We start from the raw sequence: 22,365 nt of genomic DNA, 5'->3' as shown, positions 1-22,365 counted from the left end.
CCCTAAATTGCATATTAAATCGTTGTTACACCTTGTTTAACTGTCCGGATGACAAGCTCAGCTGATTGCGGATCAAACTCGATGGTCCTTCCGCTGTTTCCGCCTGTATCCTCGCTTACAATCGGAATATTCAAGAGAGATAGATGTTTTTTAATCGCAAGCACATTTCTTGGCCCGACTTTCATCAAATCATTTGTCATCTTAAACTTAAACATTTCGGCTCCCCCGGCCATTTTCGCTTTCAAGGCGAATTTTCGGCAGCCTGCTTCAAGCAGCATGTTGACCGTTGCCGCCACAGCGGTGTCTGCGTATTTTGCCAGATTGATATCCGGCGTCTTTGAAAGGGAAGAATCGGGAAGCATGACATGGACGAGCCCTGCCGTTTTTGCTTCCAGATCATAAAGCACAAGCCCAACGCAAGAACCGAGTCCTGATGTTCGGATTCGATCGGGAGTACGGACTATTTTTACATCGGCAATGCCGACTCTGACAACAGATGTCTCTTTTTCTATGATTTTCATAGTGCAGCACCCAATGAATGAAAGAGCTTTTCAAAAGAATCGTAGTCGGGCAAAAGGAATAAATGCGCTTTTACCTTCCGGTTGTGCTCTTCATCAAAAATCGAGTTGTCAATGACGATGACCTGGTCTCCGACTTGGCTGAGCTCGATCAGCCCCTCGCTGATGACAGCTCCAAACATATCGAGCGTCAGTTCCGGGACGCTCGGGTACATTTGCCGGTTTGTCAAATCAGCTAACGCGGTCAAATATGAGCCAGCCATTATATTCCCCAGCTCGTGCAGGGCGGAGGCCCCTATATCGTCAGGGGTCATGCTTTCGATTTCAAATTCGGGGTTGCAGACAAGCTCTCTGATCAATTGTTCAGCCTCTGAAAAAGGCATAATAACGAACATCGAGCCCGGAAAATCCCCTTCCATACGCAGAAAGATGCTGGCGACGGGAAGGTCTGCACCGCCGAAAAGGTTGACGAGCTCATCAAACGACATGAGCTTGACAAACGGCACTTCCATTTCGATTTTTCTGTTCAACAAATTTGCCAAGGCAGAAGCGGAATGGCCCGCTCCTATATTGCCGACTTCCCTTAAAATATCAAGATGCTCTTCTTTAATTCCGTTAAAAATGCTCATCTCGAGGCTCCTTATTTCTTAGCACTTTCGGAAGCTGCAACAAGGCTTGACTTCCTATTTAAAACAGCTTCAGAGTCGATCAGGTTGAGTAGTCTGGAGCCCTGTTTTACAATGCCTTTAATCCATTGTCTGCCGTCTTTCCCAACCGTTTCAGGAGCCGATTCAATCTCCTCTTCTTCGACGGTGATGACGTCGTTCGCCTCATCTACCACCCAGCCGACTTCAATGTCCTGATGGGTGATGATGATGATTCTTGTTTCATCCGTAATTGTGTCTCCCGGCGCCTCAATCCGCTTTCTCAAATCGATGACAGGTGTGACAACACCTCTTAAATTAATGACGCCGCAGATATATGGTTCGACTCCGGGCACCCTTGTAGGATGCTGCCATTTTTCAATGGACATGACTTCTGAAACAGATATGGCATACTCTTTATGATTCACTTTGAATACGATCATTTTTTCACCGGTGGTTGTCTGTATGGTCAAGAGGATCGCTCTCCTTTCGCTTTCTATTTAATAAGGGCGTTGCAATCAATGATCAGCGCAACTTGTCCGTCTCCCAAAATCGTCGCTCCAGAAATGGCAAAGACATTTGTTAAATAATCACCTAATGATTTTAATACGACTTCCTGCTGTCCGATAAAGGAATCGACGACAAATGCAGTCAGCTTGTCTCCTTTTTTCACGACGATGACATGAAGCTGGTCAAGGTCATCTGAAGAATCCTCAACTTTAAACTGCTCTTTCAGGTAAACAACCGGTACGATATGGCCCCTGAAATCAATCACTTCGCGGTCATGTGTCTGAAGGATATCTTTCTTTTCAACGACAGCCGTTTCTATAATAGAAGAAATCGGGATCGCGAATGTTTCTTTTTCAAGTTTGACTAAAAGCACGGAAATGATCGAAAGTGTCAGCGGCAGCTGGATCGAAAAGAGCGATCCTTCACCTTCGCTTGATTTAATGCTGACAGATCCGCCCAATGATTCGAGCTTGCTTTTGACAACATCCAAGCCGACGCCGCGCCCGGAAATATCTGAAATTTGATCAGCGGTTGAAAATCCCGGAGCAAAAATCAGCGCATCGATCTCATGATCTTCAATTGTTTCCGCATCCCGTTCAGTAATGACGTTTCGTTCGAGCGCTTTTTCGAGCACTTTTTTGCGGTTGATCCCCGCTCCGTCATCCTCAACCTCGATAAAGACATGGTTTCCGCTGTGATATGCTTTCAGGCGGACTTGACCTGTTTCAGGCTTTCCGTTTTTAACCCTGATTTCAGGTGCTTCAACACCGTGGTCAAGGCTGTTTCTTAATAGATGGACGAGCGGATCGCCGATTTCGTCGATGACCGTCCTGTCAAGTTCTGTATCCGCTCCGAATATGGAAAGTTCAATCTTTTTATTTAATTCCTTCGTCAGCTGGCGGACCATGCGCGGGAAGCGGTTGAAGACAGTCTCAACCGGCACCATTCTCATATTCAGGATGATCGATTGCAAATCTCCGGAAATCCTTGTCATTCGCTCGACGGTTTCCGTTAATTCACTGTGCTCAAGTTCTTTGGCGATTTGTTCCAAACGCCCCCTGTCAATGACAAGCTCTTCAAAGAGGTTCATGAGAGAATCGAGGCGGTCGATGTTGACGCGGATCGTTTTCGTTCCTCCGCCTGCTGCCGGTTTTGCAGCTTCATTTTTGCCATTCGCCTGCTTTGCCGGTTTTTCCGGCTTTTTCTCCTTTTCTGTTGGAGCTGCTTCTTTTTCAGGGGCCGGCTTTTCTGGTTCGGCCGCCGCTGAAAAATCGTTTTTCAGCTCTGTTACATTTATTTTCTCGATTTCAGAAACGCTGTTTATTTTATTGAAAATCTCCTCTTCCGTAAGTTTGCTTAAAAAGCAAATGACAAACTCGGAATCAAAATCCTCCGCCTCAAGCACTTCCGTGTCCGGGATGGTTTTGACGACCTCGCCGATATCGTTCAGCTGTTCGAAAACCATGTAGACCCGAACGCCTTTTAATAGGCAGTCCTCTTTAAGAGAAACGGAAATTTCATAGCATTTAAAGCCTTGCTCCTCCGCTTCGGCAATGACCGTTCTTTGGAATTCGTCATACGACCATTTCGTTTCCGAAGATGCTTCAGCTGTTTCTGCTGCTGCAGTTTCTTTGCTTGCACCGGTTACATCGAGCTTGGCGCAGACTTCGGAGACATCCCGCTTGCCGTCGCCTCCCTCAATGATCGAAAGGACGATCGCTTCCAGGTCATCAAGCGCTTCAAACATGACATCCATCCATTCGGGAGTAATCGTCATCTCCTCATTGCGGATGGCATCCAGCACATTTTCAAGGGTGTGTGTTAAATGAGCCATATCTTCATAGCCCATTGTTGCGCTCATGCCTTTTAAGGTGTGAGCCGCTCTGAAAATATCATGGACAAGCTGAAGATCTGTTGGATTTTTTTCGAGTTCGAGCAATTTTTCATTACAGGTTTGCAAATGTTCTTTACTTTCTTCAATAAAGACGTCTAAATATTGATTCATATCCATATGAGTCACGCCCTTTCTTTTTTCATATACGTCATAATAGCTGCAGCAATCTCATCAACATGTCTGATCTCATCTGCAAGTCCGGTGTTTATGACCGCCTTGGGCATCCCGAATACGACGGATGATTCGGCAGATTCGGCGATAACCTTGCCGCCCGCATGTGTTAAAAGACCTTTGACGCCTTCAGTCCCGTCGCTTCCCATTCCTGTCATAATGACGGCGATTTTTTCAAAATCTCTGAGAGATGCGAGCGAGCTGAACAAGTAGTCGACAGATGGTTTATGGCGGCTGGCTGTGTCGCGGTCATCGAGTGAAATCACCAGTTCGCCCTGCTCAAGATGCACTGCCATGTTTTTTCCTCCGGGTGCAATATAGACCCAGCCGTCCTGAGCTCTCTCACCGTTTTCAGCCTCCTTCACGGTTACTTCTGAGAGGTGGTTCAGCCTGTTTGCCAATGAGGCCGTAAACCCTGCGGGCATATGCTGAACAACAAAAACAGGCGCCTTTAGGGTTTTGGGAAGCTTAGGGAGCACTCTTTGCAGCGCTCTCGGTCCCCCTGTTGATGTACCGATGCAAACAAGCTGTTTTGCAGCTGGCGAACGGACGGGCCGGCTGCCGCTCATCAAAACTGGTTTTTTATCTGATGCAGGCTTTGGCTCCGGTGCAGGTCGGGCCTTCACTTTCGCCCGTCCAGCTGTCAAAACCTTTTCAATCATGATGTCCCTTACTTTGTACAGGTCGATGGAAATGGAACCTGAAGGCTTCGCGACAAAATCAACCGCTCCGTGCTCCAGACACTCAATGGTGATCTCCGCTCCCTGCTGCGTCAGGCTCGAAACCATGATCACGGGAAGAGGATCTGTGGCCATGATCCTTTTTAATGTTTCTTTTCCGTTCATCACAGGCATTTCCATGTCTAATGTGACCACATCCGGACGGAGTTCCTTGATTTTTTGGAGCGCTTCCTCTCCGTTTCTCGCCGTTCCTGCTACAGCAATCTCATGATTGGAGGTTAAAAACTTGGTGATCATTTTTCTCATAAAAGCAGAGTCGTCAACGACAAGAACACGAATCATAATGTATTGCCCCTCCTCAAAAATGAAGATAATTTATCGATAAACGACCGATTTTCATCGCTGTGTGCCCTGCCGTCTTCAAGCAGTGAATCTGCCAAAAGGTAAACCGCCCTGCTCAGTTTTGAGCGCGGGTACTTAAGGAGAAAAGGCTGCTGTTCAACAACAGCTTTTGATACTAAAGGGTCTTCAGGAACCGGCCCTGCATATGCCAGCTTTTGCTGCAAAAAAGCGTTTACCGTGCCGGAAAGGCGCATAAAGGCGGATATTCCGTCTTTTTGGTTTGTGCAGCGGTTGACAATGACCTTGATCTTCAGCTTCTGTCCGGTTAAAGCTAAATGCTTAATCGCACTGTAAGCATCCATAATCGATGTCGGTTCCGGAGTGGTGACAACCAGGATTTCATCCGCTGAAAGGACGAAGGGCAGCTGATTTTTTGACAGCCCTGCTCCCATGTCAAACAGTACATAATCAAAATTCCCCAGAACAGATGCCAGTTCTTTGAGAAAAAACGACCAGTTCTCTCTGTTCAATTCGAACATCGCGTTCAGCCCCGTCCCTCCGGAGATATATTGAATGCCTTCCGGACCTGTTGACACAGCGCGGTCAAAAGGCAATTTTTGATTCAGCACATCCACCATGGTATAGAGCGTCTGCCGGCCGATCAGAATGTCAATATTACCCATTCCGACATCAAGGTCGATCAAAAGTACGTTTTTCCCTTTTTTTGAAAGCGCAAGAGCCGTATTCAGCGACAGGTTGGATTTTCCGACACCGCCCTTGCCGCTTATCACCGCCAGCGTTTTCGCTTTTTTTTGGTAGACGGCGGGCGGTTCGGCAAGCCGAAGCTCCATTCGTTTTCGTAAGCTTTCTGCCTGATCCATGTTCAACACCCCGTAAGCAGTCTGGCAAATGATGCATTCGACAAGTAGCGGATATCTTCAGGGACGTTCTGGCCGTTTGTCATATAGCCGAGGCCGATTTTCGATTCAGCAAGCAGGTTCATGACGCTCCCCAATGAATCGGTTTCATCCACTTTCGTAAAAATCAATTGATCGATCGGGATGCTTGAAAACTGCCTGATAAGCTCTTTCATATCTTCGTATTTGCTCGTTGCGGACAAAACGAGAAATGCCTGAATCCGCCGCTCAAACGGAATCATGTCCTTCAGTTCCTTGACATATTGTCCGTCTTTAAAATTGCGGCCCGCCGTATCGATAAAGACATGGTCGAAATCAGCGAATTTTTGCTGTGCAGCTTTAAATTCCTCTTTCGTATAGCACACTTCAAGCGGAGCGTTCAGCAGCTCTGCGTATGTTTTCAGCTGGTCGACCGCCGCTATCCGGTACGTGTCTGTCGTAATAAAGGCGATCCTTTTTTGCTCTTCCAAAACAGATGAAGCGGCAAGTTTGGCTAATGTCGTTGTTTTGCCGACTCCGGTCGAGCCGAAAAGCACGACATATTGAGAACGAATCGCCAAGCCTTCATCAAGATTTTCGGGAAGGAGCTCGGCTAAAGCGTCTGTTAAGCGTTGAAGCGCCTTTTCTTCCGTCCATTCTTCTCCGTTTCTTAAAGAAGTACTGATCAAACGGCCCAATGCTTTCGTTCGGATGGCTGGCGATACCCCTTGTTTAGCCAGGAGCTGGTCTGCTTTTTTCAGCGGCTCTGGCAGCACATCGACAGGCTGTTCATGATCGCGCTTTTCCAGCAGTTCTTTCAGCTCTTTTACCTGATTGGCCAAATCAAGCTGATCAGACTTTACAGGTAAAGGGCTTTGTTCAGGCAATGCAGCCTTTGGCTGCTTTGGTTTTTTCGCATCGGAGAAGTCCTGATCCAACACAGCTATCACTTCAACACCTTGTTTTTTGATCAAGCCGAAACATTTTCTCTTCTCAATCTTTTTGGAGTTTAAGATAACGGCGTCATTCCCAAGCTCATGTCTAATTTGCTTTGTGGCTTCCTGCATCGAACCAGCTACAAATTTTTTGATTTTCATTGAATATCCACCACTCCGATACTTTGAACTTCTACATTGGCCTCCAGTTCGTTATATGAAAGAACCGGAAGATCAGGGAAATAGCGTTCCAAAAGCTGTTTGACGTACATCCTCACAGGCGGTGAGCAAAGCAGAATCGGCACTTCCTGCCTCAATGAAAGCTGCTCGATTTCCCTTGCTACAGACTGAATGATATTTTCAGAAATGACCGGTTCAAGAGATAAATAGTTGCCGTGTTCAGTCTGCTGGATGCCTTCGGCAACAGCCTTCTCAACGCGTCCAGAGCAGGTCACCACTTTCAGCGTCTCATGTTCCCTTGCATATTGGGCTGTAATCTGCTTAGCGAGAGCCTGTCTTGCATACTCTGTCAGCATGTCTGAATCCGTCGTCAGTTTTCCGTAGTCAGCCAAGGTTTCAAAAATCGTCACCAAGTTCCGGATGGACACTTTCTCTTTCAGCAGTTTTGCCAGCACTTTTTGAATATCACCGACAGACAGCGGATTCGGTGTTACTTCTTCGACCAGGACAGGATACGATTCTTTCAAATGGTCGATCAGCTGTTTTGTTTCCTGTCTGCCAATCAGTTCATGAGCGTGCTTTTTCACTTGTTCCGTAATATGGGTCGAAACGACGGAAGCTGGATCGACGACCGTATACCCGAGCATTTCGGCCTGATCTTTTTGAGATTCGGAAATCCATTTAGCCGGGAGGCCAAAGGATGGTTCGACCGTGTCAATCCCTTCGATCTGATCATCTTCGCCAGTCGGTGACATCGCCAAAAAGTGATCAAGGAGAAGCTCGCCTTTAGCCGCTTCATTTCCTTTGATTTTCAGCCGGTACTCATTCGGCTGAAGAGCGATGTTATCCCTGATCCTGACCACCGGAATGACAAGGCCGAGCTCAATGGCAAGCTGCCGTCTGATCATGACGATTCTGTCCAGCAGGTCACCGCCTTGATTCGTATCAGCAAGAGGGATCAGCCCGTAGCCGAATTCGAATTCAATCGGATCAATATCAAGCAGATGCACAACGCTTTCCGGACTTTTTAACTCGTCCACTTCCGCTTCTTCCTCTAAGATATCTTCCACTTTTTCCTTTTCTTCTCCAGCTTTGGAAAGCATGTAGCCGCCAAAAGCGAGCAGGAACGCCAAAGGTCCTGTCAGCAGAATACCGATCGGCGTGAAGATTCCGAGTAAACAAATCGTTCCGGCTGTCACATATAGGAGCTTAGGATAGGCAAACAGCTGGCCGGTAATATCGTGGCCAAGATTTCCTTCTGAGGCGGCTCTTGTCACGACAATCCCCGTCGCCGTTGAGATCAGGAGTGCAGGCAGCTGTGATACGATCCCGTCCCCTACAGACAGCAGCGTAAAGTGCGATGCGGCATCCTGAATGCTCATCTGCTTTTGCAGCATGCCAATGACAATTCCGAAAATGACGTTGATGAGAACAATAATGATGCCGGCGATCGCATCTCCTTTAACAAATTTGCTGGCACCGTCCATCGCTCCATAAAAGTCTGCTTCACGCGCCACTTTTTCACGACGGACTTTCGCTTCCTGCTCGGTCACCATCCCGGCATTGAGATCGGCGTCGATGCTCATCTGTTTTCCCGGCATGGCATCCAGCGTAAATCTCGCAGCAACTTCTGAAACCCGTTCCGCCCCTTTGGTAATGACGATAAACTGGATGATAATTAATATGATGAAGACGACGAGACCAACCAAAACGTTGCCGCCGACAACGAAAGATCCGAAAGTCTCGACTACTTTTCCCGCATCTCCGTTTGACAGAATCGAACGTGTTGTCGATACATTGAGCCCTAAACGAAACAGCGTAAGCAGCAGCAATAAAGAAGGGAAAATCGAAAATTGCAGCGGTTCTTGCATGTTCATTGTGGTGAGAAGCACGATCAACGCAAGAGAAATATTAACGATAATTAAGATGCTCAACATCCATGTTGGAAAAGGAATAATTAGCATTGACACAATGAGGACAACGCCGGATAAAATAGATAAATCTCTTGCAGACATGCTGTTTCTCTCCTTTTAAAACTAAAAAATTCACTAGATTTTTTGCTTTGTTTTATACACGTAGGCTAAGATTTCGGCAATGGCCTTAAAAAATTCTTCCGGAACGGCCTGGTCAATCTCAACCTGATCATAAAGCGCTCTAGCCAACGGTCTGTTCTCGACCGTCATGACATCATGCTCTTTGGCGATCTGCCTGATCTTCAGCGCCATGAGATCGACCCCTTTAGCCAGGATAAACGGCGCATCCATTTTGTTTTCGTCATATTTAAGAGCGACGGCATAATGGGTCGGGTTCGTGATGATGACGTCCGCCTTCGGAACTTCCTGCATCATGCGGCGCATCGCCATTTCTTTTTGTTTTTGCTTGATTTTGGACTTAATCAGCGGATCGCCTTCAGTCTTTTTATACTCATCTTTAATGTCCTGTTTAGACATTCGAATATTTTTTTCATAATCGAACTTCTGATAGAGATAATCGAGAACTGCAAGAAAAATCAATGCCACCGCTGCCGAAACCCCCATTAAAAAGGTGAGCCAGCCGACAAATGATAATGCCTCCCCCGGAGACAAAAGCGGGGTTCTGAGAATCTTGCCGAAGTTCAGCCATAAAACGGCGAATGTCACTCCGCCGACGATGACGATTTTCAAAATGGATTTTAACAGTTCAACGATCGCCCTGATACTGTAGATCCGCTTGAATCCCTTGATCGGGTCGAGCTTTTTTAAATCGGGTTTAACCGCTTCAGGAGCAAATAAAAATCCGACTTGCAAATAGTTGCTTAAAATACCTGAAATGAGCGCCGTCAGCAATATCGGGCCCATGAGCAGGCCGCATTCCAGCACCAAGTCGCGAAACAGCCCGGGAATATTCGCCACCGTCACCTTCATCGTGATCGAATCTTTATAAAACCTCTCGATCAAGCCGATCAAACGATCCCTCATCAATGGCCCGATAAACAATAAGGCCATAAAGATGATGAGAAGCGTGACCGCTGTATTGACATCGGCGCTTTTGGCAACCTGTCCTTTTTTCCGCGTCTCGCGCCGTTTTTTCGGCGTCGCTTTTTCTGTTTTTTCACCTGCGAAAAATTGCAAATCCAACGTCAGCTTCATCCTGCCACCCCAAGCAAACTTAATAGATCTCTCATTGTCCGAATGGCAAATTCGAACACATTCTGCATCATGCTGAACATCACTGCCATACAGATGATGAGCATGATAAAGGTGACCGCGATTTTCAGAGGAAGCCCGACGACAAACACGTTCAGCTGCGGTACCGTTCTCGCCACAATTCCCAGTGCCAGATCGACTAAAAACAGACAGGCCACAACAGGTACAGACAGTTGAAAAGCCGTAATGAACATCGTGTTGAAGCTTTTCGCGATAAACTCTGCAAACTCTTCACTGCCAAACGACAGCGCCAGACGGTCGACTGGGATGTATTGATAGCTGTAGTAAATTCCGTCAAGCAGCAAATGGTGCGCATTCAAGCTCAGCATGAGAAGCAGAGCCATCGTGTACAAAAATTGTCCGACCAGAGGGCTTTGCGCGCCTGTTTGAGGATCAATCACATTTGCCACAGCAAATCCCATTTGAAAATCAATGAATGATCCGGCGATTTGGACGGCTGAAATCATCATGTAGGCAATCAGCCCGAGAAGAAGTCCGACCAGCGCCTCCTTCATGATCAAAAGCATATAAAGTCCGTCAACATCAAGCTGAGGAGGCTTTTCAATCGTGCTGAAACTGACAATCGCAAGAAAAAATGCAAAACCTATTTTATGAACGGCTGGAATTGACCGATAAGAAAATAGAGGCACCGTGACATAAAATGCCGTAATTCTGACAAACACAAGCAAAAAGGCTGGAAATGATTCAATAATTGACATCATGTTAAAACTACCCTGCAAAACGATTTAAATTGGAGAACAGCTCAGTCGCAAAAGACAAAATTGTCGACAGCATCCACGGTCCAAAAATGATCAGTCCCACCAAAACGGCGACAATTTTCGGTATAAATGCGAGAGTCTGTTCCTGGATTTGGGTCGTTGCCTGAAAAACGCTGACGATCAGCCCAACCGCAAGAGCGAGCGCCAACAGGGGCCCGCTGATGAGCAAAGTCACGTACACCGCTCTTTCAGCCATCGATATAACAAATTCTGAATTCATGTTTAGCACCTACTCTAAAAGCTTTGCAGCAAAGATTTAACGATTAAATACCAGCCGTCTACAAGGACAAAAAGCAAAATTTTAAACGGCAGTGAAATCATGACGGGCGGAAGCATCATCATCCCCATCGACATCAAAACACTCGCCACGACCATATCGATAATCAGGAACGGAATAAAAATCATAAATCCCATTTGAAATGCGGTTTTCAACTCTGAGATGACAAACGCGGGAACCATTGTTGAAAGAGGTATATCCTCAACCGCTTCAGGCGTTTCCATCTTTGCGTAATTCATAAATAAAGCTAAATCCTTCTGCCTTGTATGCTTGCTCATAAACTCTTTGATCGGAGCTTCAGCTTTCGTATATGCTTCATCTAAAGTGATCTTGTTGTTCATTAAAGGGGTCAGAGCGTCTTTATTAATCTCTGAAAACGTCGGTCCCATAATGAAAAACGTTAAAAATAAAGCCAGTCCGATCAGCACCTGGTTTGGCGGCATTGACTGCGTCGCCAAAGATGTCCGGACAAAAGACAACACAATGACAACCCTTGTAAAACACGTCATCAGGATCAAGATTCCCGGCGCGATCGAAAATACAGTTAAAAGCAGCAAGAGCCGGACGCTGGCGCTGACATTTCCCGCATCGCTTGAATTAAATAAATCAATAAACTCATTCATGTTGATTTTGGCCTTTCTTTCTGCCTTTTGCATGATTTTGTTTCAGTTCCGAAAGCTGTGCTTTTAATGATTCAGAAAAAGAAGCTTTAACGCCTTGTTTTTGCGCACCCGGAACTTTGACTTGATCCACCCATTTCTGCCATTCGATCTTGCTGCTCACAGCTGCTTCATGCTGTGCGAGAATGTCTTCATATTCTTTTTCATCATCAATCTCTTTCAACAGCTGGATGTTTTCGCCGACACCGACGACAAGCACCCTGTTCCCCACTTTAATCAGCTGCACGGACTTGTTCTGGCCGAGCGAAGTTCCGCCGATATTTTCGACATACTGAAAGGGTTTTAACAGGCGGTTCCGTTTGTTCATAAATTTAACCAAAGCGTAAATCAGAAAAATCACGAACAGCAAGGCGCCGATCATTTTTACAAAATCGAATATGGAAACGGAAGGAGACGGGGGATCGCTCTCCGTCTCTTCCTTAATAGAATGGCTGCTTTTATTCTCGGTTTTGTCTTCTTTTTTCTCCTTGCTTTTGCCGGTATCCTTATCAAACAGCTGATCTACCGTCTGATCGGCGGATTCCTCAGCAGAAGCGGAGGAATGGGGCATGGCGAGAAAGAGAAGAAGGCAAATGCCGGCTATGAAAATAAGAGATTTCTTAAACAAGTTGTACACCCTTTAGCTTAGCGTTTTGTTGATCGCTTCCATGACGCGGTCAGCTTGGAACGGTTTGACGATAAAGTCTTTTGCTCCCGCCTGGATGGCGTCGATTACCATGGACTGCTGACCCATTGCAGAACACATGATGATTTTTGCCTGCGGATCGATTTCCTTGATTTCTTTAAGAGCGGTGATTCCGTCTTTTTCCGGCATCGTGATATCCATTGTGACCAGGTCAGGTGAATGCTCTTTAAATTTTTCAACAGCCTGAGCTCCGTCTTGCGCTTCTGCAACCACTTCAAAACCGTTTTTCACCAAAATATCTTTGATCATCATTCTCATAAATGCTGCATCATCAACTACTAAAATCTTATAAGCCATTATTAATCTCTCCTTAATCAAATCTGTTGTTATCTTAATTTATTGATTCGCTCCGCCTGACTTAAAATGTCCGTTACCCTGACGCCGAAGTTTTCATCAATCACGACGACTTCTCCTTTTGCGACAACACGCTGGTTGACGAGGATGTCTACGGGTTCACCAGCTAATTTGTCAAGCTCAATAATGCTGCCGGAGGACAGTTCAAGCACCTCTTTCACACTGCGGTTAGTCCTGCCAAGCTCGACTGTCACCGATAAAGGAATGTCCATGAGCATGTCAAGATTATTGAGATGCGGCTGTGCTTCTGCCTGAGAATCAAACGAGGCAAACTCAGCAGGTGTGACCTGAACAGGCTCAGACACCTTTGTTGTTCCCTGCCGCTTAGGAGCAGGCTCTTTTTTCGGACTCGGCGTTGGCGTTGGTGCCGCTGAAGCGGCCGCTTTTTCCTGAACAGGCGGTGCTTCCTCAGTCTGGACCGGCTGTTCCCCGCTGTCCTGATTCGTTAGTTCATCGATCAGATCTTTCGCAAAGGTGAGCGGATAAAGCTGCATAATATGAGAGTCGATCAGTTTTCCGACTTTCAATCTAAAGGAAACTTTGACAAGCGGATCTTCCTCTGGGATATGATCTGTCCCTTCTCCTTCTTTCACATCGAGAAGATCAACCTCAGGCGGAGAAATATCAATCTTTTTGCTGAAGACGGTGGACATGGATGTGGCCGCTGAGCCCATCATCTGGTTCATCGCTTCCTGAACCGCGCTTAAGTGGATTTCGCCAAGCGACGGATCGGCGTTTGTCCCGTCTCCCCCCATCATCAAATCAGCGATAATCGCGGCGTCATCTTGTTTGATGACAAGAAGGTTGTTTCCTGAAAAACCTTCTGTATAGCTCACACCGATCGATACGTAAGGATGAGGAAATTCTTCGTTCAACTGACTTCTTTCAACAACCGTCACGGTCGGTGTTGTAATTTCTACCTTTTGATTTAACAAAGTGGACAAAGCTGTTGCAGAGCTCCCAAAGGAAATATTTCCGATTTCCCCGATCGTATCCTGTTCCATCGGGGACAATCCTGATTCTGGCTGCTCCCCATTATTGTCATCGCCGCCTTTAAGCAGCGCATCAATTTCATCCTGTGATAACCTATTGTTATTCTCCATATTCTTCACCTCTTATGTCGTGATCTAGAATTTGAATCGCAGTTTTTCGATTCATTCGGCCGGCTTGTCCTAGAAATTTCGGTTTATCTCCGACCAAAACAGTAAGAGGTTCTGCTACTGATTTGTCCAAAGTGATACAATCTCCAATTTCTAAATTTAAAAACTCTTCAATGGTCAATTCTGATGATCCGAGTTCTGCGACAATTGGAATGCGCGCCGTCATAATCCGCTTTTCTATCGACTTTGTTTCCTCCGGTTTTGGTTCAATTCTGTCTGACTGCATCCAATAATGGACGGAAAGCTTCGGAATAATCGGTTCAAGCACGACATGCGGGATACACAGGTTGATGACCCCGCTGATATCTCCAATTTGTGTGTTCAATGAAATGACAACGACCGTCTCATTAGGCGAGACCATTTGCACAAACTGCGGATTCACTTCAAAATCGGACATTTCCGGCTCGATTTCTGTGATGGACTCCCACGCATCTTTATAATTCGTGAGGCAGCTTTCAAATAAATTGGACATGATCTTCGTCTCGATTTCCGTCATGCTGTCAATTTTGTTATGGCTTGCGCCGATCCCGCCCATCACCCTGTCCATCATCGTATAGGCGATGGTCGGGTTGATCTCCATCATGATTCTTCCTTCAAGGGGGCGAACCTCAAAAAGATTGAGGATCGTCATGTTCGGAATCGATCTGATAAATTCCTCATACGGAACCTGATCAACCGAGCTGACAGAGATCTGGATATAGGTTCTCAGCTGCGCTGAGAAATAGGTCGTCAACAGCCTCGCAAAGTTATCGTGAATCCTCGTCAGACTGCGGATCTGATCTTTTGAAAAGCGGAGCGCCCGTTTAAAGTCATATACTTTGACTTTTTTAACGGCCTCTTCTTTTTTCAGCTCATCGGCATCCATTTCACCGGTCGATATCGCTGAAAGTAATGCATCGATTTCATTTTGGGAGAGCACTTCTCCTGCCATCTGTTTTTCACCTCCATGGTTCTGTCGAATATCTTTCCTACTGCAGATTAAAGGAGGTAATGTATACTGTTTTTACTTTGCCCTCTTTCATGTAGTGCGAGTTCAGCTTTTCTTTCAGCTTTTCTTTGAAATGCTCTTTTCCCTTGTTTCCTTCAAGATCATCAGCATTTGTATTTGCCAAAAGGGAGATCACCGTATCTTTGATTTGGAAATCCCGTTTTTCAAGCTCTTCTTTCGCTTCTTTAGAATCGGTTTCAAGCTTGATTGACAGGCGGACAACATGATCGGATTTTAAGTTTGTCGTGATTTCGTCGACTTCAACTGAAGATTCCACCACTTCATCGATCGACGGTTCTTGATGTTCATCCTTTTCGCTTGCGCTTCCTTTGATGACAAAGAACGCAGCGGTTCCCAGCACAGCAATTGCCAAAATAATAGTCATCATGATTCCTAGAAGTTTTTTATTCATTCAGATTCCTCAATTCTCTGGTCACAAGAAAGTATTTGGATTTTTTGATAGAAGGACACAATATGGTCTACAACTGTATCTTCATCTTCTCTGACAACAAATTTCTTTCCGTTTGACAATGTGATCGTCGTATCCGGAAAACATTCAATTTGTTCAATCAATATTGCATTCAGAATAAAGGGCTGTCCGTTTAATCGCGTAACTTTAATCATGGTTTACCGAGGGGCGGCCTAAGGGGACGCCCCCTCCCTCCTTATCGCTTCAGATTGACGAGCTCCTGAAGAATTTCATCAGAGGTTGTAATGATTTTCGCATTCGCTTGGAAACCGCGCTGTGAAATAATCATTTCGGAAAATTCTTCGGAAAGGTCAACGTTTGACATTTCTAAAGCACTTGTTTGCAGCTTGCCTGATGAACCTTCTCCAGGTGTAACGACTTGCGGATTTCCAGAGCTCAATGAATCGCGGTAAAGGTTGTCGCCCGCTTTTGTTAATCCGGCTGTATTGCTGAATGTCGCAAGAGAAATTTGGCCTGCCGGCTGGTTCACGTTATTCTGATCTACATATGTCACCGTTCCATCTGTTGCGATGCTGAAGCTTTGCGCATCTGCCGGAATATTAATTCTCTGATCGTCTGCCGTTAATACGAACAGCCCGTCAACAGTGACTAAATCACCTTCGTCGGAAAGATAGAAGTTACCTGACCGTGTATAGTATGTCTCATCCCCTGTCCCGACGCGAAAATACCCGTCTCCTGTAATCGTCATGTCAAGCTGGCGGCCTGTTGTGGACGGAGCAGAATTTGTATGGATGATATCGATTGAGCCGATTGTGCCACCAAGCCCTACTTGCTGGCCGTTGACCGAGCCCCTGTCAGCAGTTGAAGCAGATGCACCTGCAAGCTGCTGGCTGACAATATCTTTAAAGGTAACCCGGCTTTTCTTATATCCGGCAGTATTGACGTTTGAAATATTGTTAGCGATGACATCAAGCTTTGTTTGAAAGTTTTTCATTCCGCTAATTCCTGAGTATAGTGAACGTAACATGATTAGTCCTCCCTGTATTCTCTGTTTTTATTTGTCAGAATCGCCGACCGCGGTCACATTCCATGGACTGACTTCGGTTCCGTCGTCAAGGACAAGCAAGTATTGGCCCTCTGCGCTTTTGACTGATTTGATAAGCGCTGTTTTTTCCTCTTCGTTGGCATCCTCAAATGTGACTTCTTTTCCAATCCAGCCGACATACATTGACATCGGGTCTTGAAGTCCGACAAACGACGACATCGTTTTATTTAAGTTGGTTAATTGCTCAAGGCTTGAAAAAGTCGCCATTTGCGAGATGTATTCGCGGTCATCCATCGGGTTTAAAGGATCTTGATATTGCAGTTGTTTCATAAGCAATTGCAAAAATTCATCCTTCCCCAAATTTGAGCCGCTTGATTTCTCCGTTTTTTTTGCATCAGACAAATAATTGGACGTTGTCGACTGCGTTTTTGTATTTCCTATTTGGGTCCTTGTGTCAACTGATGTATCAGACATTAGATCTCCTCCTCGCTATCCTGGACTCGGGTCTCGATCAGTTCATCCAAAAATTCTCGAAAATCGTCGTTTTCTTGGTCTTTTTCCTGATCCTGCTTCTGCTGCTGGTGATTTTTTTGATCATCACTCGATTGGCCTAAGGTTTGATCTCCATTTTGAACCGGCACGCCAAAGCGGTCTATTTGCACAGCCATGTTTGGCAGGGCCTGTTTGAGATGTGTCAGATTGTGTTCCAAAAGCTCTTTTGCCGACTCGGTCGAGGCAATGATTTTGCTGGAAAACATCCCGTGCTGTTTGACCAATTTAATCGTAATAAATCCCAGATTTTCAGGATTCAGACGGATCGTAAAACTGCCTGTCGATCTCCCGAACGGTGTGAACTTCATCTGTTTCCAGGAGCTCAGAATTTGTTCCGGGAAGCTTTTGGGCTGAGCTGAAGCTTCATCTGCGGTCCCCGTTTGAAGGCCCTGAAGCAGAGCTGTGCCTGTCCGATGCTGGTTCATCAGTCCATTAGATTGAATCGGCTGTTCGTGAAGAACCGGCTTCCCGTTCTCTTGAATGTCTCTGTTTTTCAGAATAAATGACAGAGGTTTATCAAAAATCGGGATATCGGTTTTCTTGTTCATCAGCATGGCTTTCAGTTCGCTTTCCGCCAGCTTCCACTCTTTTTGCCCCGTTTCGGAGCTGTCATTCATCATCTGCTCCATTACACTTTTCAGGCTTTTCAGTTCAGCAGTTGACATGGCCAAAAGCTGAGACTGGCTCGGATCTTTTGTGAAAAATTGGCGTTTGAGCTCCTCTGCCAGCCCCTCGGAACCTGCTTTTGTCTGCAGTGCAGCGAGAAATGCAGGCGCCTTCTCGAATAATTCGGCAATCTGAGAAGCTTTTTGTGACGGCTGATTCTCATGGATCATCAGAGAAAGCAGCTGCTGTATTTGACTAAGAGCGTTGCTATCCGGCAGCTTCGGCTCTTTTGTTTCAGGTTCTTCGCCAAGGGATGCCTCTTCGTTAAACGTTTCCGTTTCTTCAGATGGCTGCATTTCAACGGCATCCCCAAGGAGCGCCCTTAATTTATGTAAGAGTTGTTCGGCCAGTGCCAGTTCTTCTTGAGAAGCGGACACATCATCAAGCGATTGAAAGGCGCTCAGCCAGTCTTCGTCCAATTCAGCTCCGTTCTTTCCGGAGAGGAAATTTTCAAGCTCCTTAAGCAGCTGTTCCAGCTGGCTTTCTGAAGAGTCCTCTCCACCTTTTTCACTGACGGAGAGCATCCCGTTTTCTTGTTGCAGCACGTTCTGAAATAAGGAGCCTGCAAATGTCCGGCTTGTTGTTTTTGCAGATGCATTCTCCGCCGGCGGTAAAGCATCAAAAGAGATCGTGTCAAGAAGCCTCAACCTATTCCCCCCCTTCTTTTTCCTCTTCATTTTTTGCCAGCTTCTCAGTGAAGAGAGCCGCTTTATCAGGAGACATTTTTGAGAGGATTTCCGTCACTTTCTTTTTGCTTAATGAATCTAAAATCTTGATTGCCTCTTGCTCTTTTAATTCGCTTAATATCTTTGCAGCTTTATTGCTTTGCATGCTTTCATAAATTTTGACGACTTTTCCGACCTTCTGATCTTCTGCGTTTTCGCCATCCTGCTCTTTTTCGTCTTTTTCCGTTTTTTCCAGTGAGCTGATTTTTTGTTTGAGCCTTTTAATCTCGGTATCGCTCGTTTTTAAGTCACTCGTCAGCGTTTCGATTTCACTTTTTTGTTCATCGATTGTTTTTTGAAGCTTATCCGCTGTGTTTTCCTGCTGCTTCGCTGCACGATCTTTCTCCTGATTCTCGTCCTTGTTTTGAACAAAATCCTTTACGACGGGAATTTTGGAGGCTGCATCCTGAACGTTAACACCTAAAAGCCACATGCCGACGAACCCTATAATGACTATAAAGATCAGCGGAATGACGACCACAAACAAAAATGTCTGAAATTTACCGGTTTTTTTTTCTTCGGCCATCGTTTTTCTACTCCTAGTTTCCTTGAGTCATGAATTGGGTCATGGAGATGTCGTCCATTTCTTTCAATTCATTTGCTTTGTTTTGTAATGCGTACATTTCAAACTGCTTCTCTCTCATTTTTTCAAATTTTTTGAGTTCAATATTTTTTTCTGTCAGGTCGTTTTGCTTTTCATTCATTTCGTTTCTTTTCATCATGACAAGCTTTTGATAATGGAAAATGGTCGTCTCAAGGTTTGTGACAAACTGCTGATAATGTCTCATTTCCTGAACGCTCATCCCCGTCTGGAGCTTGCTTTCTTTGTTTTTCTCAAGCGTTTCTTTTTGATGCATGCTTTCATAGAGCTTTTCAGCAACCTTTTCAAATTCAGAGACTGAATGTTGATATTCAGCGAATGATTGGTCTTTTTCATTTTCTTTAAGCTCTAACAGCTTTTGAAATTTAAATGAATAAGCCATTCTTAATCCTCTCTTCCTATAAGACTCTTTAATAAGGAAATGCTGTCTTCCAGAACTGCCGCTTCATCGACTTCCTGCTTCAGAAAGCTGATCAGCTTGGGATGAAACTGTATGGCTTCATCAATTTCTCGGGAAGATCCTTTTTTATAGGCTCCGATGTTGATAAGATCCTCTGAATTTTGATAGGTTGACAGCATCTCTCTGAACCGGTTCGCCGCTCTTATATGGTCTTTATCAGCAATATTGGCCATGACCCTGCTGATGCTTTTTAAGATATTGACTGCGGGAAACTGGCCTTTATTCGCCAGACTCCGGTCAAGGACGATATGACCGTCCAAAATCCCTCTGACAGTATCGGCAATCGGTTCATTCATATCATCACCATCGACAAGAACCGTGTAAAAAGCCGTAATCGATCCGCTTTCGGTTGTCCCCGTTCGTTCTAAAAGCTTAGGTAAAATAGCGAACACCGAGGGTGTATAACCCTTTGTTGTCGGCGGTTCTCCCGTCGCTAAACCGATTTCTCTCTGAGCCATGGCAACCCTTGTCACCGAATCCATCATAAACATGACATTTTGGCCTTTGTCGCGGAAATATTCGGCGATTGCCGTTGCGGTATAAGCCGCTTTCAGTCTCATCAACGCGGGCTGGTCAGAAGTCGCCACAACGATGATCGAGCGCTTTAACCCTTCTTCGCCAAGGTCTTTCTCAATAAATTCCCTGACTTCCCGTCCCCGCTCTCCGACTAGGGCGATAACATTCAGATCTGCTGCCGTTTGCCTCGCAATCATTCCCATCAGCGTGCTTTTCCCGACACCGCTTCCTGCGAATATTCCGACGCGCTGTCCTTTTCCGACGGTTAACAAACTGTCAATCGATCTGACGCCAACCGCCATTTTTTCTCTGATCGGCGGCCTTTTCATCGGATTGGGCGGCGCCTGATCTGTTGAAACAGGAGCCAGGCCTTTGGGCAGTATACTGCCGTCAAGCGGGGTGCCGAATGCATCGACTACCTGCCCGATCAATCCGGAACCGACCTTGATCCGCAATGATTCGCCAGTTGCTTCAACAATGCTGCCAGGAGCGATGTTTGATGCTTCAAGATAAGGCATGAGAAGAATATTTTGGTCTTTGAAACCAACGACTTCCGCGGTGATTGCTTTCGGACTGTCTCCTTTTGTATAAATCTTGCAGACGTCACCGATCGAGCATTCGGGTCCTTTTGATTCGATCATTAAACCGACGGCCTGTTTGACTTTGCCGTATCGCTTATAAGAATCCGCCGTTTCAATACATTCAAGCAGCTGGCTGAGCATCAACGTCCTTCACCTGCCGTTTCCAGCAGACTGATAAGTTTTTGTTTCAGCTGCTGCAATTGCGTATCGATCCCTGCATCGATTCTTCCGAAGGCCGTCTCAACATAACACGTTCCTTTTGCCGCTTTGTCATCGGCATAAATCGCTATATGGGAACCGTATTGGAGAAGCGCTTCGAGTTCGTTTTTATGGCTTTGAACTTCTGTATAGTAGTCCGGGTCCACATAAATCGAAATGTCATCAAACTCTTTCATTTCAGACAGCACCTGTTTCACAAGGGTCATGAAAGCTGCCTTGTCATCAGACTTTTGACCCCATACCTTTTTGGCCAGGGAAACGGCAAGTGTGACGATTTCTTCGGCAGATTGCTCAATTTTTTCTTCGTAGTCCCGCCTTGCTGTTCTGACGATGGTATTGGCATCTTCCAAATAAGATTCATAGGTTTTTCGAGCCTCATTCTTTCCCAGTTCAAACCCTGCCTCAAATCCTTCTTTTTTTGCCTGTTCAATCAATGCCTCGCGTTCTGTTTCCCAGCTCGATCTTTCCTCTTCGATTTGCCGGCGGATTTGTTCAAGTTCAGCATTGGCCTTTTCATATATTTTGCCTGCCTCTTGCTGAGCAGATTTGAGAAGAAATTCCGGATCCTGCTCAGCGGAAAAGTCAGCCTCGCTTTCGGGAAGTTTGATTTCCCTTAATGAAATCGTCCGCCGTTTCTTTTCCGGCATTGATGATGATCGCTGTTTAATAATATTAGACAATGATATCATCTCCTCCGCCTCTGGCGATGACGATCTCACCTGCTTCTTCAAGTCTCCGGATGACGCTGACGATTCTTGACTGAGCTTCTTCTACATCACGCAGACGCACAGGCCCCATAAACTCCATTTCTTCCTTAAATGTCTCAGCCATACGCTGCGACATGTTGCTGAAGACAATGTCTTTGACCTCTTCGCTGGCCACCTTCAGGGACAGCAGCAGGTCATCGTTTTCAACGTCGCGGATAACCCTTTGAATGGCTCGGTTGTCAAGTGTCACGATATCTTCAAAGACAAACATCCGTTTCTTGATCTCATCGGCCAGCTCTGGATCCTGAATCTCAAGGGCATCAAGGATCGTTTTCTCCGTTCCTCTGTCAACTCCGTTTAACACTTCCACAACGGCTTCGATGCCGCCGGTCTGTGTATAATCCTGAGTGAAGGTAGATGAGAGCTTCTGCTCTAAAATCTGTTCGACTTCATTGATGATTTCCGGTGATGTCCTGTCCATGACAGCGATCCGCCTTGCAACCTCAGCCTGTACGTCCTGGTTCAGTTCAGATAAGATCTGCCCGGACTGCACAGGGTCTAAGTAGGATAAAATCAGAGCAATGGTTTGCGGATGCTCGTGCTGGATAAAGTTCAGGATCTGCTCAGGGTCTGCTTTTCTGGCAAAATCAAACGGCCTGACTTGAAGAGATGATGTAAGCCGGTTGATAATGTTGGCGGCTTTGTCTTCACCGAGCGCTTTATCAAGCACCTGCTTTGCATAGTGAATCCCGCCTTGTGAAATATATTCCTGAGCGACAGCCGTTTCATGAAATTCCTGGATGATATCATCTTTTTTCTCAGGTGATACAGATCTGACATTTGATATTTCAAGGGTCAGTCTTTCAATTTCTTCATCTGTTAAATGCTTGTAAACCGAAGCTGACACATCGAGCCCTAAGGATATCATGAGAATGGCCGCTTTTTGTTTGCCTGTAAGCCTGTCTTGTTTCGATTTTGCCATTTC

The 22,365-nt window shown here is 45.8% G+C and carries 26 protein-coding genes; all 26 read right to left on the bottom strand.

Annotated features, from left to right (window positions below):
- Positions 1-14 precede the first annotated feature (14 nt).
- The 26 genes from BTA30_RS06980 to fliG all read right to left on the bottom strand — a co-directional run bounded on the left by BTA30_RS06980 (position 15) and on the right by fliG (position 22,362).
- Positions 15-521 (bottom strand): chemotaxis protein CheD, encoded by a 507-nt coding sequence (locus BTA30_RS06980; RefSeq protein ID WP_076760539.1) that lies wholly within the window; start codon positions 519-521, stop codon positions 15-17.
- Positions 518-1,147: a chemotaxis protein CheC gene (locus BTA30_RS06975; protein ID WP_076760538.1), complete on the bottom strand. Its 630-nt coding sequence runs from the start codon at positions 1,145-1,147 to the stop codon at positions 518-520. Before BTA30_RS06975 ends, BTA30_RS06980 begins: the two co-directional genes overlap by 4 nt.
- An 11-nt stretch (positions 1,148-1,158) precedes the next feature.
- Positions 1,159-1,635, bottom strand: a complete 477-nt coding sequence (locus BTA30_RS06970) for a chemotaxis protein CheW (RefSeq protein WP_076760537.1) — start codon at positions 1,633-1,635, stop codon at positions 1,159-1,161.
- Between the two features lie 23 nt (positions 1,636-1,658).
- A complete protein-coding gene (locus BTA30_RS06965) occupies positions 1,659-3,683 on the bottom strand; it encodes a chemotaxis protein CheA (protein WP_076760536.1) in 2,025 nt (674 codons plus the stop codon).
- Between the two features lie 5 nt (positions 3,684-3,688).
- On the bottom strand, positions 3,689-4,759 hold the full coding sequence (locus BTA30_RS06960) for a protein-glutamate methylesterase/protein-glutamine glutaminase (RefSeq protein ID WP_076760535.1): 1,071 nt from the start codon (positions 4,757-4,759) through the stop codon (positions 3,689-3,691).
- On the bottom strand, positions 4,756-5,640 hold the full coding sequence (locus tag BTA30_RS06955; protein ID WP_076760534.1) for a MinD/ParA family protein: 885 nt from the start codon (positions 5,638-5,640) through the stop codon (positions 4,756-4,758). The genes BTA30_RS06960 and BTA30_RS06955 overlap by 4 nt, the downstream gene beginning before the upstream one ends.
- A gap of 2 nt (positions 5,641-5,642) precedes the next feature.
- Positions 5,643-6,752, bottom strand: coding sequence for a flagellar biosynthesis GTPase FlhF (flhF, locus tag BTA30_RS06950; RefSeq protein WP_076760533.1), 1,110 nt, complete (start codon positions 6,750-6,752; stop codon positions 5,643-5,645).
- Positions 6,749-8,785 (bottom strand): flagellar biosynthesis protein FlhA, encoded by a 2,037-nt coding sequence (flhA, locus tag BTA30_RS06945; protein WP_076760532.1) that lies wholly within the window; start codon positions 8,783-8,785, stop codon positions 6,749-6,751. Before flhA ends, flhF begins: the two co-directional genes overlap by 4 nt.
- Before the next feature lie 33 nt (positions 8,786-8,818).
- The gene (gene flhB / locus BTA30_RS06940; RefSeq protein ID WP_076760531.1) at positions 8,819-9,898 is read right to left on the bottom strand and encodes a flagellar biosynthesis protein FlhB; all 1,080 of its coding nucleotides are present in this window, start codon (positions 9,896-9,898) and stop codon (positions 8,819-8,821) included.
- Positions 9,895-10,677, bottom strand: a complete 783-nt coding sequence (gene fliR, locus BTA30_RS06935; protein WP_076760530.1) for a flagellar biosynthetic protein FliR — start codon at positions 10,675-10,677, stop codon at positions 9,895-9,897. The genes flhB and fliR overlap by 4 nt, the downstream gene beginning before the upstream one ends.
- A 7-nt stretch (positions 10,678-10,684) precedes the next feature.
- The gene (gene fliQ, locus BTA30_RS06930; protein WP_076760529.1) at positions 10,685-10,954 is read right to left on the bottom strand and encodes a flagellar biosynthesis protein FliQ; all 270 of its coding nucleotides are present in this window, start codon (positions 10,952-10,954) and stop codon (positions 10,685-10,687) included.
- 14 nt (positions 10,955-10,968) lie between these two features.
- Complete coding sequence (fliP, locus tag BTA30_RS06925) at positions 10,969-11,634, bottom strand: flagellar type III secretion system pore protein FliP (RefSeq protein ID WP_076760926.1); 666 nt, start codon at positions 11,632-11,634, stop codon at positions 10,969-10,971.
- Positions 11,627-12,241 (bottom strand): flagella biosynthesis regulatory protein FliZ, encoded by a 615-nt coding sequence (fliZ, locus tag BTA30_RS06920; RefSeq protein WP_239693590.1) that lies wholly within the window; start codon positions 12,239-12,241, stop codon positions 11,627-11,629. Before fliZ ends, fliP begins: the two co-directional genes overlap by 8 nt.
- A gap of 69 nt (positions 12,242-12,310) precedes the next feature.
- Positions 12,311-12,673, bottom strand: a complete 363-nt coding sequence (gene cheY, locus BTA30_RS06915; RefSeq protein WP_076760527.1) for a chemotaxis protein CheY — start codon at positions 12,671-12,673, stop codon at positions 12,311-12,313.
- A gap of 29 nt (positions 12,674-12,702) precedes the next feature.
- A complete protein-coding gene (fliY, locus tag BTA30_RS06910) occupies positions 12,703-13,833 on the bottom strand; it encodes a flagellar motor switch phosphatase FliY (RefSeq protein WP_076760526.1) in 1,131 nt (376 codons plus the stop codon).
- On the bottom strand, positions 13,823-14,821 hold the full coding sequence (gene fliM, locus BTA30_RS06905) for a flagellar motor switch protein FliM (protein WP_076760525.1): 999 nt from the start codon (positions 14,819-14,821) through the stop codon (positions 13,823-13,825). Before fliM ends, fliY begins: the two co-directional genes overlap by 11 nt.
- Positions 14,822-14,858: 37 nt before the next feature.
- Positions 14,859-15,290: a flagellar basal body-associated protein FliL gene (gene fliL, locus BTA30_RS06900; protein WP_076760524.1), complete on the bottom strand. Its 432-nt coding sequence runs from the start codon at positions 15,288-15,290 to the stop codon at positions 14,859-14,861.
- Positions 15,287-15,502, bottom strand: coding sequence for a swarming motility protein SwrD (swrD, locus tag BTA30_RS06895; RefSeq protein ID WP_076760523.1), 216 nt, complete (start codon positions 15,500-15,502; stop codon positions 15,287-15,289). The genes fliL and swrD overlap by 4 nt, the downstream gene beginning before the upstream one ends.
- A 41-nt stretch (positions 15,503-15,543) precedes the next feature.
- On the bottom strand, positions 15,544-16,335 hold the full coding sequence (gene flgG, locus BTA30_RS06890) for a flagellar basal body rod protein FlgG (protein WP_076760522.1): 792 nt from the start codon (positions 16,333-16,335) through the stop codon (positions 15,544-15,546).
- Positions 16,336-16,362: 27 nt separating this feature from the next.
- The gene (gene flgD, locus BTA30_RS06885) at positions 16,363-16,827 is read right to left on the bottom strand and encodes a flagellar hook assembly protein FlgD (protein ID WP_076760521.1); all 465 of its coding nucleotides are present in this window, start codon (positions 16,825-16,827) and stop codon (positions 16,363-16,365) included.
- Positions 16,827-18,218 carry a flagellar hook-length control protein FliK gene (locus tag BTA30_RS06880; RefSeq protein ID WP_076760520.1) on the bottom strand — a complete coding sequence of 464 codons (1,392 nt, stop codon included), beginning with the start codon at positions 18,216-18,218 and terminating at the stop codon, positions 16,827-16,829. The genes flgD and BTA30_RS06880 overlap by 1 nt, the downstream gene beginning before the upstream one ends.
- Position 18,219: 1 nt before the next feature.
- Positions 18,220-18,822, bottom strand: a complete 603-nt coding sequence (locus BTA30_RS06875; RefSeq protein WP_076760519.1) for a MotE family protein — start codon at positions 18,820-18,822, stop codon at positions 18,220-18,222.
- A 13-nt stretch (positions 18,823-18,835) separates the two neighbouring features.
- Positions 18,836-19,279, bottom strand: a complete 444-nt coding sequence (fliJ, locus tag BTA30_RS06870) for a flagellar export protein FliJ (RefSeq protein ID WP_076760518.1) — start codon at positions 19,277-19,279, stop codon at positions 18,836-18,838.
- Positions 19,280-19,281: 2 nt separating this feature from the next.
- Positions 19,282-20,595 (bottom strand): flagellar protein export ATPase FliI, encoded by a 1,314-nt coding sequence (gene fliI / locus BTA30_RS06865; RefSeq protein ID WP_076760517.1) that lies wholly within the window; start codon positions 20,593-20,595, stop codon positions 19,282-19,284.
- On the bottom strand, positions 20,595-21,362 hold the full coding sequence (gene fliH / locus BTA30_RS06860) for a flagellar assembly protein FliH (protein ID WP_076760516.1): 768 nt from the start codon (positions 21,360-21,362) through the stop codon (positions 20,595-20,597). The genes fliI and fliH overlap by 1 nt, the downstream gene beginning before the upstream one ends.
- Complete coding sequence (gene fliG / locus BTA30_RS06855; RefSeq protein ID WP_076760515.1) at positions 21,346-22,362, bottom strand: flagellar motor switch protein FliG; 1,017 nt, start codon at positions 22,360-22,362, stop codon at positions 21,346-21,348. Before fliG ends, fliH begins: the two co-directional genes overlap by 17 nt.
- Between the last annotated feature and the right edge of the window lie 3 nt (positions 22,363-22,365).

Origin of the sequence: Bacillus swezeyi (assembly GCF_001969815.1) — a bacterium.
Classification (GTDB): Bacteria; Bacillota; Bacilli; order Bacillales; family Bacillaceae; genus Bacillus; species Bacillus swezeyi.
Note: the sequence above shows the minus strand (reverse complement) of the source record. Positions and strands in the feature narration are given on the sequence as shown.

Coding starts and splice junctions, on each gene's coding strand:
- BTA30_RS06980 (WP_076760539.1), bottom strand. CDS start 521: ATGAAAATCATAGAAAAAGAGACATCTGTTGTCAGAGTCGGCATTGCC.
- BTA30_RS06975 (WP_076760538.1), bottom strand. CDS start 1,147: ATGAGCATTTTTAACGGAATTAAAGAAGAGCATCTTGATATTTTAAGG.
- BTA30_RS06965 (WP_076760536.1), bottom strand. CDS start 3,683: ATGGATATGAATCAATATTTAGACGTCTTTATTGAAGAAAGTAAAGAA.
- BTA30_RS06960 (WP_076760535.1), bottom strand. CDS start 4,759: ATGATTCGTGTTCTTGTCGTTGACGACTCTGCTTTTATGAGAAAAATG.
- BTA30_RS06955 (WP_076760534.1), bottom strand. CDS start 5,640: ATGGATCAGGCAGAAAGCTTACGAAAACGAATGGAGCTTCGGCTTGCC.
- flhF (WP_076760533.1), bottom strand. CDS start 6,752: ATGAAAATCAAAAAATTTGTAGCTGGTTCGATGCAGGAAGCCACAAAG.
- flhA (WP_076760532.1), bottom strand. CDS start 8,785: ATGTCTGCAAGAGATTTATCTATTTTATCCGGCGTTGTCCTCATTGTG.
- flhB (WP_076760531.1), bottom strand. CDS start 9,898: ATGAAGCTGACGTTGGATTTGCAATTTTTCGCAGGTGAAAAAACAGAA.
- fliR (WP_076760530.1), bottom strand. CDS start 10,677: ATGATGTCAATTATTGAATCATTTCCAGCCTTTTTGCTTGTGTTTGTC.
- fliQ (WP_076760529.1), bottom strand. CDS start 10,954: ATGAATTCAGAATTTGTTATATCGATGGCTGAAAGAGCGGTGTACGTG.
- fliP (WP_076760926.1), bottom strand. CDS start 11,634: ATGAATGAGTTTATTGATTTATTTAATTCAAGCGATGCGGGAAATGTC.
- fliZ (WP_239693590.1), bottom strand. CDS start 12,241: ATGCCCCATTCCTCCGCTTCTGCTGAGGAATCCGCCGATCAGACGGTA.
- cheY (WP_076760527.1), bottom strand. CDS start 12,673: ATGGCTTATAAGATTTTAGTAGTTGATGATGCAGCATTTATGAGAATG.
- fliY (WP_076760526.1), bottom strand. CDS start 13,833: ATGGAGAATAACAATAGGTTATCACAGGATGAAATTGATGCGCTGCTT.
- fliM (WP_076760525.1), bottom strand. CDS start 14,821: ATGGCAGGAGAAGTGCTCTCCCAAAATGAAATCGATGCATTACTTTCA.
- fliL (WP_076760524.1), bottom strand. CDS start 15,290: ATGAATAAAAAACTTCTAGGAATCATGATGACTATTATTTTGGCAATT.
- swrD (WP_076760523.1), bottom strand. CDS start 15,502: ATGATTAAAGTTACGCGATTAAACGGACAGCCCTTTATTCTGAATGCA.
- flgG (WP_076760522.1), bottom strand. CDS start 16,335: ATGTTACGTTCACTATACTCAGGAATTAGCGGAATGAAAAACTTTCAA.
- flgD (WP_076760521.1), bottom strand. CDS start 16,827: ATGTCTGATACATCAGTTGACACAAGGACCCAAATAGGAAATACAAAA.
- BTA30_RS06875 (WP_076760519.1), bottom strand. CDS start 18,822: ATGGCCGAAGAAAAAAAAACCGGTAAATTTCAGACATTTTTGTTTGTG.
- fliJ (WP_076760518.1), bottom strand. CDS start 19,279: ATGGCTTATTCATTTAAATTTCAAAAGCTGTTAGAGCTTAAAGAAAAT.
- fliI (WP_076760517.1), bottom strand. CDS start 20,595: ATGCTCAGCCAGCTGCTTGAATGTATTGAAACGGCGGATTCTTATAAG.
- fliH (WP_076760516.1), bottom strand. CDS start 21,362: ATGATATCATTGTCTAATATTATTAAACAGCGATCATCATCAATGCCG.
- fliG (WP_076760515.1), bottom strand. CDS start 22,362: ATGGCAAAATCGAAACAAGACAGGCTTACAGGCAAACAAAAAGCGGCC.